Annotated in this window: 15 protein-coding genes; 7 read left to right on the forward strand and 8 right to left on the reverse strand. The window is 41.6% G+C overall.

Going from position 1 to position 13,640, the window contains the following annotated elements; genetic code table 11:
* The first annotated feature begins 25 nt into the window (after positions 1-25).
* The 7 genes from dpsA to BXY41_RS16095 all read left to right on the forward strand — a co-directional run bounded on the left by dpsA (position 26) and on the right by BXY41_RS16095 (position 5,776).
* Entirely contained in the window at positions 26-868 is an 843-nt protein-coding gene (gene dpsA / locus BXY41_RS16065) for a dipicolinate synthase subunit DpsA (protein ID WP_104437873.1), read from the forward strand.
* Between the two features lie 15 nt (positions 869-883).
* The gene (locus BXY41_RS16070; RefSeq protein WP_104437874.1) at positions 884-1,462 is read left to right on the forward strand and encodes a dipicolinate synthase subunit B; all 579 of its coding nucleotides are present in this window, start codon (positions 884-886) and stop codon (positions 1,460-1,462) included.
* Between the two features lie 140 nt (positions 1,463-1,602).
* Complete coding sequence (locus tag BXY41_RS16075; protein WP_104437875.1) at positions 1,603-2,298, forward strand: response regulator transcription factor; 696 nt, start codon at positions 1,603-1,605, stop codon at positions 2,296-2,298.
* 3 nt (positions 2,299-2,301) lie between these two features.
* On the forward strand, positions 2,302-3,240 hold the full coding sequence (locus tag BXY41_RS16080) for a sensor histidine kinase (RefSeq protein WP_104437876.1): 939 nt from the start codon (positions 2,302-2,304) through the stop codon (positions 3,238-3,240).
* Positions 3,241-3,314: 74 nt separating this feature from the next.
* On the forward strand, positions 3,315-4,238 hold the full coding sequence (locus BXY41_RS16085; protein WP_104437877.1) for an ABC transporter ATP-binding protein: 924 nt from the start codon (positions 3,315-3,317) through the stop codon (positions 4,236-4,238).
* Entirely contained in the window at positions 4,231-5,004 is a 774-nt protein-coding gene (locus BXY41_RS16090) for an ABC transporter permease (RefSeq protein ID WP_104437878.1), read from the forward strand. The genes BXY41_RS16085 and BXY41_RS16090 overlap by 8 nt, the downstream gene beginning before the upstream one ends.
* A 16-nt stretch (positions 5,005-5,020) precedes the next feature.
* The gene (locus BXY41_RS16095; protein ID WP_104437879.1) at positions 5,021-5,776 is read left to right on the forward strand and encodes an ABC transporter permease; all 756 of its coding nucleotides are present in this window, start codon (positions 5,021-5,023) and stop codon (positions 5,774-5,776) included.
* On the opposite strand, the gene BXY41_RS16100 is transcribed toward BXY41_RS16095, so the two are convergent.
* The 8 genes from BXY41_RS16100 to BXY41_RS16135 all read right to left on the reverse strand — a co-directional run bounded on the left by BXY41_RS16100 (position 5,767) and on the right by BXY41_RS16135 (position 13,640).
* The gene (locus BXY41_RS16100) at positions 5,767-6,321 is read right to left on the reverse strand and encodes an N-acetyltransferase (RefSeq protein ID WP_104437880.1); all 555 of its coding nucleotides are present in this window, start codon (positions 6,319-6,321) and stop codon (positions 5,767-5,769) included. The two genes, BXY41_RS16095 and BXY41_RS16100, sit on opposite strands and share 10 nt — an antisense overlap.
* A gap of 103 nt (positions 6,322-6,424) precedes the next feature.
* Positions 6,425-7,276, reverse strand: coding sequence for a class II fructose-bisphosphate aldolase (locus tag BXY41_RS16105; protein WP_104437881.1), 852 nt, complete (start codon positions 7,274-7,276; stop codon positions 6,425-6,427).
* A 10-nt stretch (positions 7,277-7,286) separates the two neighbouring features.
* Positions 7,287-9,107 (reverse strand): fructose-specific PTS transporter subunit EIIC, encoded by a 1,821-nt coding sequence (locus tag BXY41_RS16110; RefSeq protein WP_104437882.1) that lies wholly within the window; start codon positions 9,105-9,107, stop codon positions 7,287-7,289.
* On the reverse strand, positions 9,104-10,030 hold the full coding sequence (locus BXY41_RS16115) for a 1-phosphofructokinase family hexose kinase (RefSeq protein ID WP_104437883.1): 927 nt from the start codon (positions 10,028-10,030) through the stop codon (positions 9,104-9,106). The genes BXY41_RS16110 and BXY41_RS16115 overlap by 4 nt, the downstream gene beginning before the upstream one ends.
* A gap of 94 nt (positions 10,031-10,124) precedes the next feature.
* Positions 10,125-10,865 carry a MurR/RpiR family transcriptional regulator gene (locus BXY41_RS16120; RefSeq protein WP_104437884.1) on the reverse strand — a complete coding sequence of 247 codons (741 nt, stop codon included), beginning with the start codon at positions 10,863-10,865 and terminating at the stop codon, positions 10,125-10,127.
* Between the two features lie 48 nt (positions 10,866-10,913).
* A complete protein-coding gene (locus BXY41_RS16125) occupies positions 10,914-11,120 on the reverse strand; it encodes a helix-turn-helix domain-containing protein (protein WP_341457851.1) in 207 nt (68 codons plus the stop codon).
* Positions 11,121-11,273: 153 nt separating this feature from the next.
* Positions 11,274-12,329, reverse strand: a complete 1,056-nt coding sequence (locus BXY41_RS16130; protein WP_104437885.1) for a zinc-binding alcohol dehydrogenase family protein — start codon at positions 12,327-12,329, stop codon at positions 11,274-11,276.
* Positions 12,330-12,356: 27 nt separating this feature from the next.
* A complete protein-coding gene (locus tag BXY41_RS16135) occupies positions 12,357-13,640 on the reverse strand; it encodes a nickel pincer cofactor-dependent isomerase, group 22 (protein ID WP_104437886.1) in 1,284 nt (427 codons plus the stop codon).

The following is a 13,640-nucleotide window of genomic DNA, read 5'->3' on the forward strand; positions in this document are numbered from 1 at the left end:
AACCAGTATAAGGAGTGATGACCGTATGCATAAATTTCTTCTATTAGGCGGCGACTCAAGACAGCTTTATTTAAGCCGCATTTTAACTGAAAACGGCTTTTTTACTGTTCTTCATTCTGACGGAGACGACCCTGACTTCTCACTGAAGGAAGCCATGGAAACCTGCAATATCATTCTCTGTCCTATCCCGTTTACCAAGGATAAAATCAGCCTGTTTTCTGCCCATGAAATGAACGACCTTGGAATTGGCAATCTCTTAAGCCATCTTACCTCTGACCATATCCTGTTTGGAGGCAATATTCCGGCATACGTAAAAGAATATGCCAGAAAAAATGAAATTGGCTGCTTCGACTATATGGATATGGAAGATGTCACCATAAAAAACACCATTGCAACTGCAGAAGGCGCCATTGCGGAGGCCATACGGTTAAGCCCGGGCTGTCTCCATCAGAGCAAATGCCTGATTACCGGTTTCGGAAGATGTGCCAAAACCCTGGCACTTAAGCTAAAAGGCCTCGACCTTACAATCACCATAGCAGGAAGAAAAGCAAACCAGCTGGCTCTTGCATCAGCCATGGGGTTTGAAACGATTTTATTAAGTGATTTAGAAAAAGAAATAGGCAGATATGATTATATCTTCAACACCATACCAGCACTGGTCATTGATGAGAAACTTGTCTCCCTGGCCTCCCGGCAGGCAACCATTATCGATATTGCCTCCGCCCCAGGTGGTGTGGACTTTGAAGCCTGCAGGCAGCAGGGAATCCGTGCAAAGCTTAGCCTTGGCCTCCCTGGAATCTATGCTCCCGAAACCTCGGCGAAAATTCTGTATGAAGCAATTCTCACCTGTTTATCTCAAACTGTTTAGGCAAAGGAGTGCATTATGAAACTGGAAGGAAAGAAAGTAGGCCTGGCAATTACCGGGTCCTTTTGTACTTTTGACAAAATAGAAGAAGAAATAAAAGTTCTTGCAGATGAAGGGGCAGATATCTATCCCATTTTCTCTTCCAACGTCCAGACCACAGACTCCCGGTTTGGCAGCACAAAAGAATATATGGAACGAATTACTGAAATAGCAGGAAATAAGCCAATACTCCGGCTGGAAGAAGCAGAGCCCATTGGGCCAAAGGGATATTTAGATATTCTTCTGATTGCTCCCTGCACCGGCAACACACTGGCAAAGCTGGCAAACGGAATTACCGATTCACCAGTTCTTATGGCTGCAAAAGCACATTTAAGAAATGAGAAACCTCTGGTTATCTCTCTATCCACCAATGATGCTCTTGGGATGAATTTTAAAAATATCGGCACACTCTACAATGTGAAAAATATTTACTTTGTGCCTTTTGGCCAGGATAATCCGGTGAAAAAACCTAATTCCATGATTGCCCGAACCGAATTAATCAGTAAGACACTGGAATATGCACTGGATGGAAGGCAGATTCAGCCAGTGATTATTTAAAAAGACACGTCCTCCCCCATTTTTATCGGGGGAGGTTTTTGTATCTATTCAGTCAAATCTCTTGAATTTATCCGCACATCCGTTTACACTGAAAGCAAAAAAGATGGATCTGATCATGCATTGGTTTAAGGGGGAGAAACGTGGATTGCCATATATTAATAATAGACGATGATAAAGATTTATGTGTTTTAATCAAACAATGCGCTGCAAAAGAAGGAATAAGTGCAGATTATTGTCACTCAGGCTTAAACGGCCTGGAAATGCTTGAAAAAAAGAAATACCATCTTATTCTGCTGGATGTGATGATGCATGGAATGAATGGATTTCAAACATTGGATAAAATACGCAGTAAAAGCAATATCCCTATCCTTATGCTGACTGCGAAAGATGACTCCACTTCAAAAATATATGGTCTTCGTTCCGGTGCTGACGATTATCTGGCAAAACCCTTCAATATGGAAGAATTAATTGCCCGGATTATTTCACTGGTTCGCAGATACACCCGTTTCAATGAAATACAGGACAGATCCCATCCCCTCATATATAAGGGAATGAGTATCGATTTTGACAACAGAAGTGTTACAACTCAAAATGGAACCTTTGAACTGCCTCCTAAGGAATTTGATCTTCTGCTTTACTGTGCCAGAAACCAGGGCAGGATCTTAACAAAACAGCAGATATATGAAGCGGTATGGAAAGAAGCGTACGTCTATGATGACAGCAATATCATGGCGATTATCAGCCGCCTCCGTAAAAAGATAGAACCAGATCCAGGTACTCCCTTTTACATTCAGACTATTAAAGGAATCGGCTATCGCTTTAATAAGGAGGTATAAAAAATGGTTGTGATACTTATTTTAAGCCTCCTTCTGTGTTTATCACTTTCTTTTGCATTTTTCTGTTATTTTAAGTTACTTTCAGTCAGGAAGCAATTAAAAGAAATAACAGCAGCATTATCAGATATTCAGGGCGGAAATGGTAACCGTAAAATTCTGGCTGTCCATAATGATCTGACCGCTGAACTTTCCTATCAGCTAAATGGAATTGTATATTGTTACGAGGAACAGATCTATAAACTCAAGGCAGCAGATGAAGCAAACAGACAGCTTATGACCAGCTTGTCCCATGATGTAAGAACTCCTTTAACCACTCTGATCGGATATTTAGATGCGATAAAAAAAGGAATTGCCGGTCATGAAGAACAGGCGGACTACATGGAAACAGCCCGATTGAAAGCACATAGTCTAAAGAACTATATTGACCAGTTATTTGACTGTTTTAAGTTAAACTCCGGCGATTTTACGTTGACTGCAGAAAAAATTGAGCTGGCAGAACTGACACGTAATATCTTAAAGAACTGGATACCTGTCTTTGAAGAGAATCAGCTTCAATATGAAATAGAGATACCAGAACAGCCTGTTTTCATAAACGCTGACCCTGACGGTTACCAACGGATTATCAATAATCTGATCCAAAATGTAATCAGCCACAGCCATGCAGACAAAATAACAATTCAAATGTACATAAAAAAAGCAGCTGGTATCATTCGTATTCTGGACAACGGAATTGGAATTGCTCCAGCTGACTTAGATCATATTTTTGATCGTTTATACAAATGTGATAAGGGACGTTCTGACAAAGGCAGTGGTCTTGGATTATTCATTGTTAGACAACTTACTGAAAAAATGAATGGTATCATAGATGTGCAGAGCGAACCAGGCATTTATAGTGAGTTTATTATTCATTTTCCAGCTGCTGAACTACATTTGCAAGATTAATGCAAGGTTCCGGCAAGGTTCATGCAAGGTTTCTGGTTTAGAATGGTTTCAATGAGAAAAGGAGGTAATCTGATTTGAGTGATATGATCATTGAGACAATTAATCTTACAAAACAGTATGGTGAGCAGAAAAGTGTTAATAACTTAAATCTCCAGGTAAGGCAAGGACGTATTTATGGTTTGTTAGGGCGGAACGGAGCTGGTAAGACTACAACAATGAAACTGCTTTTAAATCTGACAAATCCTACTTCCGGAGAAATACGTATATTTGGAAAGAATATAAAAAAGGATGCAAAAAAAATATTGCCCCGGATCGGAAGCATGATAGAAGCTCCCGGCTTTTATCCAAATCTGACTGGTACCGAAAACCTGAAAATCTTTTCATTACTGAGGGGCACTCCCACCCGCGATGCAATACAAAATTCTTTGGAGACAGTAGGATTGCCTTATGGTGATAAAAAACTGTTCACACAATACTCACTGGGCATGAAACAGCGTCTTGCTATTGCACTGGCAATTATGCATGATCCGGAGCTCCTGATTTTAGACGAGCCGGTGAATGGGCTTGACCCTATCGGAATTGCCGAAATGCGCTCTTTTATCCGTGAGCTGAGCAGCATTAAAAAGAAAACAATCCTTATCTCCAGCCATATTTTATCAGAGATATCTTTACTTGCGGATGACATTGGAATTATCCATCATGGGGTTCTGCTGGAACAGGAAAGTCTGGTTAATCTGGAAGAAAAAAACGAAAAATACCTGCATTTTATCATTTCAGATCCTTTTCAGGCTGCCAGAATTCTGGAAAAAAATTTTAACACAAAAAATTTTATCGTAGAACAAGGCAACAGCCTTCGGATATATGAGGATCATCTGCCTGCTGCTTTATTAAATCGTACATTCGTAGAAAATGGATTAGAGGTTTCAGAAGCACGCACCTGCGAAAACAGCCTGGAAGACTACTTCCGGAGAATAACAGGAGGTGAAGGAATTGGCTAATCTTTTGTATGCAGAGTTGTTAAAATTTAAAAGAAAGCGGCTTTTTATATTTGGTATGCTGTCTGCGTTTATATTCCCCATTTTTAACGCAATACTTTTATCTGATTCTGATTTTGCAGATATCCAATCCGGAGTCAGGGAAGACAATGCTTTTTTAATTTTAATGCCTTTACTCATACTTTTAGCAGCAAACTTGTTTTTTACAGAACAGGATAATCATACACTTAAAAATCTGCTTTGTATTCCCATATCAAAAAAGAAACTGGTACTTGTAAAGCTTCTGGTATTACTGATATTTTCAATTGCATTTCAAATTACAGGTTTTTTCGTCAGTACCTTATTTGTTATTTCACAAAACATACCAGTTACCAAACCGTTTTTCCAATTCTGTCTAACTGCATCAACCGGTTTATTAATGTGGTCTGCTTCTCTGCCATGCATTGTCCTGGTTGTCTGGTTTAACAAGAATTATATTCTGTCTGTTATTATGGTCTTCTTCTACACACTGATCAATTACGCCATGCATTTCAGTGACCTGATCATGATGCGTCCGCTTGGTTTGAATGCTGGAACGCTAATGCCTGTGCCTATTATTTTCCGATGGCTATATCAGTTCTACACACCAACCGGAGTGATACAGACCACATTTTATCAACGTCTCAGTAATTACTTTATTTCTACACCTATATGCTTTTCTGTGGTTCTTCTTGAAGCCATGATTTGCATAATTTGTATCATACAAATCTATGACAAAAGAGAATATTAAGAGAGGAGAATTGGAAATGATTCGCATAATAAAAGCGGAATTTATTAAATTAAAGCGTTTACATATCTTACTTATTGGTATGATTGGCATGACCTTTCCATCCATTCTTTCTATATTTACACAGAAAGTCGCCATTCCGGAAAAACAGATTAGAAATTTTGATTTTGCCACCCTTTTCAATCATACCGTATGGAATAGCACTACCATATTTATGCCTGTAATCTTCACTCTGATCGGAGGTTATCTCATTAACCGGGAATACAAAGAAGATACATTAAAAAATCTTTTTACAATCCCAATCAGCTTTCCCCAGTTACTATATGGAAAGCTGATTGCGATGGGCATAATAAGTATTTTATTGGGTTATTACAGTTGTTTTATAACACTAATTGTGGGATTCATAACAGGTTTAACAGTACCTGATCTCACCGTTTTATTAAAAGGCTTTGAGCAAATGACAGTCATTTCTCTCTGTACCTATATTTCAGTACTTCCCATTATTGTTTTTACCAGCAAAAAACAAGATGCCTTCATGGGTGGGGTGGTTGTATCTTTCCTTTTTGGCTACTTCTCTATGTTTGTAAAAAATGCCACACTACGCAGTATATACCCCATATTATCCGGGCTTACCATAATCAGATTTGATACAAACCAGTACATGAATACATCTGGATCAGGTAGTTTTGCCATTTCACTGATTACGATGGCAATCTTACTTTTGTTAACGAATCTGCTTATTAACATGTGTTATTCTGAAAACGCTCACATATGATCCTGCACGCATTTCCGAAATCCTTCTGCAAAAATACGATTTTTATAATCCCCCATACCGCTGGTATCCTCGATGTTATAACTCATGAGGTAGTGGGTTCTTGATGTGCCGTAAATGGTAAATCCATGCTCCCTATAGAGTTCTGCAAAAGGAGCTGACTGATAAACCGTTAGTAAAACAGGTTTTTTAGTCTCATCGGATAACTGAGTAATAAAATCAAGAAAATCATCTAATAGTTTCTTACCATGACCGGACTCAGACAATGTTACAGAGACATCAGTTATCTGGTCCGGCCGTTCCTTATATGTTAAGAACCCTGTGATTATCCCATTTAACCTGACGCTCCAAAAACAGGCATCTTTTCTGGATCTGTGAAACAGGTCGTCAGCAATAATCATTTGTATCTCTTCAACCCAGCCACCATAATACTGATCTACAAATGGTTTTAAAAATTCTTTCCTTATTTTAATATACTGTTCCAGGTCCTCTTCGGCAACTGGTTCTATTGTATACCCTTCGCCACTCAGATCTTCAGATAATTTCATGTTTCCTCCTTACCAGCTACGGTCTGGATTCCTTCTATTTCTACCATTATATAGACAGTCCGGGTAATTATTCTTTCTGGGTTTCTTTTTGCAGCATCGTTATTCAGAAGCCTCTTCCACTGCTTTTGCATACCCAGATCTTATCCTGTACATAGCGTTTTACCAGTTCTTTCCCCATTTTCCCGTAAATTTTCGGATCTATCACGGAACTGTCTTCATTCAGAATCCTTTTTATCCCATCACTGAACGCAATCCTTAAATCCGTGGCGTAATTCACCTTACAGATGCCTTCCTGAATGCAGCTTCTGACGACCTCATCTTCTACGCCAGATGTTCCATGAAGTACCAGGGGAACAGATACATATTTTTTAATTTCTCCCAGCAGATCCAGACGAATGCGGGGTGCTCCCTTATATACTCCGTGTGAAGTTCCAATTGCCACTGCCAGAAAATCAATTCCGGTTTTCTCTACAAATTCTGCTGCCTGAGCCGGAGAAGTAAGACCGGAATTCCTGCTGCTCCTGTCATCCTCCTTACCTCCCACACATCCCAGCTCCGCCTCAACCGGAACCCGGCAGGGGCGGCATGTCTCTACAACCCGTCTGGTCAGTCCTGTGTTCTCCTCCCATGGTAATTGTGAACCATCAATCATAATAGAGGTATACCCTTCCCGTAATGCCTGAACTGCCAGTTCAAAGCTGCTTCCATGATCCAGGTGCAAAGCAACCGGGACAGTAGCTCTCTCCGCCACCGCCTTTACGTTGGCATAGTAAAGATTGAAACCTGCATATCTGACGGTAGACGGTGTTGTCTGTAAAATGACAGGCGACTGCATCTCCTGGGCAGCTTCCACTACTGCCATGACCATCTCCATATTTTCTACGTTAAAAGCTCCAACAGCATAATTTCCTTTCTGTGCATCAAGCAGCATTCCTTTTGAAGTAACTAATGGCATCTTTTTTCTCCTATTCTTCTGTAATCAGCCGTATCATCTGATCCTTCCCCGTACATTCTCTCAGCCTGGACAAAAACCCGGGATTCATAAGCTTTTTGGAAAGAGCGGAAAGGAGTTTTAAATGAACTTCATCTTCATTCTCTCCCACAGCAATCATAAATACCGCATATACCGGTTCCCCATCGGAAGAATCAAATGAAATTCCCTTCTTTGATAATCCAACTGCTACTCTGGGCATACGAACGGCCGGGGATTTTCCATGGGGAATTGCAATACCGTTTCCAAATGCCGTAGAAGAAATCTTTTCCCGCTTTATGATCTCTTTTTTAAACGCTTCTGCATCCTGTAAAACCCCATCTGCATAAAGCATTGCCACCATTTCATCAATGACTTCCTCTTTTCCAGTATTTTCAAGGAAAAGGCAAACGGTTTCTTCTTTTAATAAATCTTCAGGTAAAGCAGTCTTCTTTTTTGCAACAGGAGTCACTAAAATATAAAGCACAGCCCCTACAAAAGAACCAAGCAAAATACATATAACCCATACAACCGGTTTATTAACCAGACCCAGTATCAGAAAGCCGCCATGAGGTGCAGGAACTTCAACCTTCATCAAATAGGTAGTAATTGCGGAAATGGAAGAACTCAACATAAGAATGGGAATGACTTTTAACGGATTTTTTGCCGCAAAAGGTATTGCCCCTTCTGTAATATGAGTAAAACCAAGAACATAATTAACCAATGCCGCCGTCCGGTCTTCCTCCGAAAAACGGTTTCTCCTGATGGTAGCTGCAATAGCCAGAACCAGAGGAGGCGTAATGCATGCGGCGGAAACACCTGCCATAAAATAGTAATTCCCCTGTCCAAGAAGAACCGTACCCGTTACATAAGCAGCTTTATTAACCGGTCCTCCCATATCAAATGCACACATACAGCCAATTACAATTCCCAACAGAACCGGACTGGTATTCTGTATCTTTGACAATGCTGCCATCATCCACTGATTAAGAGCCGCACATGGCTGGGCGAACAGCATCATCAGGATTCCCACTCCACCAATTGTTACAATTGGTACAATAAAGATGGACTTTAGCCCCTCCAGCTGCCTGGGAAGTCTTCTTAATGAACGGACGACCCCCTGGGAAAGATAACCGGATAAAAAGCCTGCCACGATTCCTCCAAGAAATCCCGCATCAGTACCAGCTGCAATGGCTCCTCCCACCAGACCTGCCAAAAGCCCCGGGCGTCCGCCAATGGACTGGGCGATAAACCCGCTGAGAACTGTTACCATCAGTCCCATGGAATAACCGCCCACTGACTTTATCATGGCAGCCACCGGGTTATACTGATCCGATGCCGGATCAAAGGAATAAATCCCCCACAGAAATGAAATGGCAATCAGTACACCTCCTGCTACCACAAGGGGTAGCATATGAGAAACACCGTTCATCAGATGCTTATAGATCTGACGTGCGGCATTCTGGTTCTGACCGGGATTAAGATTTTGAATGACCGCCCCTCTCCTCACAGGCACTTTCCCATCGAGACATGCCTGAACCAGTTCCTCTGCCTTGCTGACCCCGTCTCCCACCGACACCTCCAAAACCGGCTTGCCGTTAAAACGATCCAGATCCACACTTTTATCGCTGGCAACAATTATGGCATCTGCTCCTTTGATATCAGATTCCGTTAAAGCATTCTCAACCCCGATGGCTCCGTTGGTTTCCACTTTGATCTGACACCCCAGTTTTCCTGCTGCCACTTTTAAAGCCTTTTCTGCCATAAACGTGTGGGCAATTCCCGTAGGACAGCCTGTTACCCCAAGTAATTTCATACTCCCTCCACCTTTCTCACTAAAATTTCTTTTGCATAGTTCTCAACTTTATCCATTAAACCAAGCCCGCTGCTTTCTGCCACATTGGCACCTACCGCTGCGGAACGCTTTAATGCCTTCTCAATCTCATCTGGCTGTTTCAGCCATATACTTAAAAAACCTGCAAGTGCCGCATCACCGGCACAGGCTGAACTGACCAGTTCTATCTTCCTGGCCCCTGCATGGTATAAATCACTTCCGTTGTAAAAATACGATCCCCGCTCTCCCAAAGTTAAAAGAATATTTTTTGCTCCCCCTTCATGGAGGTCCTGAAGCACATCTTTGATATCAGCCTCATCTCTCATTACGATTCCGAAGATATCCTTAATCTCCTCATCGTTGGGTTTGATAAGATACGGCCTGGTCCTCATCAGATTTTTAAGATAAGGAGAACTGATGTCCAAAATAACAGCCGCCTGCTTCTTCCTGCAGATATCCAGAACCTCATCATAAAAAGAATCTGTCAGCCCTTTTGGCAGGCTTCCGCTGACAATCAGCGTATCCATATCCTCAAGAGTTTCCATAAGCCTGCACAACTCTCTCTGCTTCTTTTGAGAAACATAAGACCCTTCATTGACAAATTTGTATTCCTCAGTCCTGTCATTTAAAAAGATATTGATTCTGGTTGTATCCTCCACCCAGACCGGATATACCAATATTCCCATCTTCCGGGTCTCCTCAACAATATACCGCCCGGAGAAACCGCCGAAAAAGCCAAGAACAGCGGACTGTGTTTCAAACCTGTTTAAACAGTAGCTGACGTTTAATCCCTTTCCGTTGGGTGTATAAACAGCATCAAACGTCCGATTAACCACCTTTCCCATAATTCCATTAGACGAGATATTCATATCAATCGCCGGGTTTGCCGTCAATGTATAGATCACTTTATTCCACCTCTCCTTTTATGAAAATCTCTGCTCATCTGTCATTATAGAGAAGTTTGCCATGAAAATCTTTTCAGGTTATGAAAAAGGAGTCTTAGACAGACTCCGAAATATAGTCAATGATAATTCTGCAGATCATATAAAGAGCGATTCTTGAAGACACCTCAAATTCCTTAATCGCCTGGTGAGCATGCTTATATCCTACAAGGGCAATGTTACTGTATGAAATTAACTCGGACTGCGGATTGCAGCAGCAGGATATCACACAGTTTCCTTTCTGACTGGCTGTGGCAGCTGCCAGAATCAGTTCCGGTGTCTGGCCGTTTAATGACAGAATAAATAAAATATCCTTTTCTTTCATCTTGGACGCTTTCACTCTCATGATGTTGGGATCATCGGAAAAGAAAACATCATAACCAAGAAGCTGTAACTTTAAGGAAAACTCCTGACCAACATAAGTAGTCAGTCCTCTTGCAAATACAGAAATCTGATGTGCATCTTTCAGGCATTCAATAACTGCCAGTATATCAGTAAGTGAGATGCGCTCATGCACAGCCTGTGCCTCGATCAGTGTTTTATTAAAAAGTTCATTGATGTTCTGAATCTCTTCACTCTTTGCTTTATGTCCTGAGCGGTATCTCAGTTCATTAAATCCATTCAGCCCGCATTTACGAATCGCCCTCGAAACGGTGGATGGTGATGAAAATGTCTCAAATGCAATATCAACAATCGACATTCCCGCAAGTGTTCCTTCATGGCCGTTTATGTAATTTATAATTTCACGTTCTGTCTTTGTTAAATTCCCTATAATATTCGTATCAAGCGGAATAATCATAATTGACCTCCATCCCCTGCTCCGTTCATTCAGTCGCATTCATGCAACTCACAGGGTAAAAAAAATAGTGATAGCCTCCTCTCTGCTCAGAGGTATTATCTTTACAATTTTGTTCATCTCTTCCACAGTAAACGTATCTCCCCTTCGTTTCATCTTCCGGTAAAATGTACATCTGCTCATTCCGATGGCATCAGCGATTGCCTCCTGGGTAATTCCAGACTCAGCCATCTTTCCTTTTAACTTTTGTATATTCAAATAACTCACCCCTCCCCAGTTGCATTTATGCTACTACACAATATTAGAATAGCTCATTGAAAATGAAAAGTCAATATGAATAAAATTAACATCAAAAGAAACGTTCGGATTGAATCGTTTTTTCATCAATCCGAACGTATTCCTGACAATCAGTTACTTTGTAAAATCCAAAAGTACCTTTAGCATATGCGCACCATTGCTGCTGAAATCCTCAAAGGCCTTTGCCCCTTCCTCATAAGGATATTCATGGGTAATTACCTGATCCAAATCGACTCCGCCGTCTTTTACCAGATCAATTAATTCTATAAAATCCTTATTCATAGCATTCCGGCTGCCATAGACATTCAGCTCCTTCTTCTGAATCATCGTAAAATTGAAGTCCAGATTTTTTTTACCAACACCAATAATAACCACTTTTCCACCAAATGCTGCGGCCTCGATACAATCCTGAAAGGTGGAGGGCTGACCTACCGCCTCAATGCATACATCAAATCCATAAACTGCTTCATTGCCGTTAATTGTAATACTGCCAGTGATCTCTCTGGCCGCCTGAAGAAGTGCATGAGGGCTGTCATTTAAGATAGTTCCCGCAAAATCAAAATGTTCCATTGCATAATCAAGCTTTTCCTTTGCCACATCTGATATGTAAACCTGGCCTCCCAGAGCCTTTGCGGCAATTGCAGCCAGAACGCCGATGGTTCCAGACCCTACCACCAGCACTTTATCTCCCGGCTTAATTCCTGCACGCTGTATCCCATGATAACCGATACAGAAGGGTTCAATGGCCGTCAGCACCCTGGGAGAAAGTCCTTTTCCATCAAATATCCGTTCCAAAGGCATGGTGATGTATTGACAGAAGGCACCATCCGTCTGGCAGCCCATGGTGTGGTTATCCATGCAGGCATTAACAAGCCCCTTTTCACAGCTGTAGCAGGCATCACAGTTAAAATAGGGGTTACAGGTAACAATCATTCCCTTTTTCAAACCATATTCATTGTCTTCATCAATTTCAATAATCTCTGCACTAAACTCATGGCCTGGAATTCTTGGATAATCAAAATACGCAAATGTTCCCCGGTAAGAACCCAGATCGCTTCCGCAAATACCTCCATATAAAATTTTCAGTAATGCCTCTCCCGGCTTTCTTACTGGTTTTTCAACCTCTTTCACTTCCACCTTTCCAGGTTCCACTATATAAATTGCTTTCATTTTGTCACTTCTCCTTATTTTCAGAACCTACCAAAGCATTCCATCCTCATCAAAAGGCAGATCCATTGGCTCAGATTCTATCTCAATTGTTTCCATTCCCTTAATTTCCTCTAAGTAATCCTCGGAAAGCATAATATGCTCCAGATGGAGGCTGTTGGGAATTCTGACAACTCTTGGCCGGGTCTTGTCAATTTCGTTGCAGCTTTTAATGCAAACCTGAATTGCTTCCCTATCACTTTCCATTATAATTGGAATCCGGACTCCTCCAAGCACAGTGCAGGTGATTGCATTTGGATACATGGAGGCTAAATCCAGTTTATCAAAAACACGTTTTGTGGTAGCACTGGAGAATCCTAATCCAATGCCGTTTCCGTGGGTTTCTTTACTTAAATCCAGAACCACAACCCTTTGGGCAGCTATCCCGCCAGTGGCATAAGGAGAGCAAAAGGTTCCGGTTATATTGGGATCCATTCCGTCACCGCTATAGTTTTTTCCTATCTCATCAACAATTAAAACATCACAGGAGTCCACCAGAATTCTTGCCATATAGGAGGCGGCTTCCTTTAAAAGGGCTGGCTCCATTTCCTCAATCTCATCTGCATTTACCGCTACGATCTTACAGGTCTCATCGTAGGCATTTTCTATGGTCGGAACTGCAAATAAGACAGGAGCATGCCTGATTATGGCCTTTCCGAACAAAGGCACATTTTTTGCCATATGTTTAAATCCTGCTTCATGGCAAACCTCAGCCCCATACTGTTTTCCCAATCCAATTGCCATCATTTTCATAATTCCGCTTTCGTAGGGACCCCGGAACGCCGTATGAGGTTTGATTCTGCAGCCAATGACAATGCCATCGGATTCCGCTGCGTATTTATCTATGTAAACATCCTTTCCCTCTTCATTCACTCCAATTTTCTTTACCTCCATTGAAGAAAGGATGGGGCACTGGAGATATTCTTCAGTAATTCCATAGCCCCTTAGAATCTCCCTCTGCCCCGCAGCGGTACTCCCCCCATGGCTTCCCATGGCAGGAACTACAAAGGGTTGTGCACCTTTTGATTTAATAAAATCTGCAATGCACTTTGTGGTCAATGCGTTGTTTGCAATTCCCCTGGAGCCTGCCGTAATCGCAATTTTCATTCCCGGTTTAATCTGGGAAGAGAACTTTTCTTCTGAAAGCAGTTTCTTTATTATGCCAGGTATCTCTTCTGGTTCGATTTTATTACGGGGAAATATCTGACGGACCCGGAACATTCTGGGCACCGTTACATTCTTTACCAATTCAGCCACAAAAGGTCTTTCTCTCAT

The sequence above is a fragment of the Lacrimispora xylanisolvens genome (assembly GCF_002934545.1).
GTDB classification, from domain to species: domain Bacteria; phylum Bacillota; class Clostridia; order Lachnospirales; family Lachnospiraceae; genus Lacrimispora; species Lacrimispora xylanisolvens.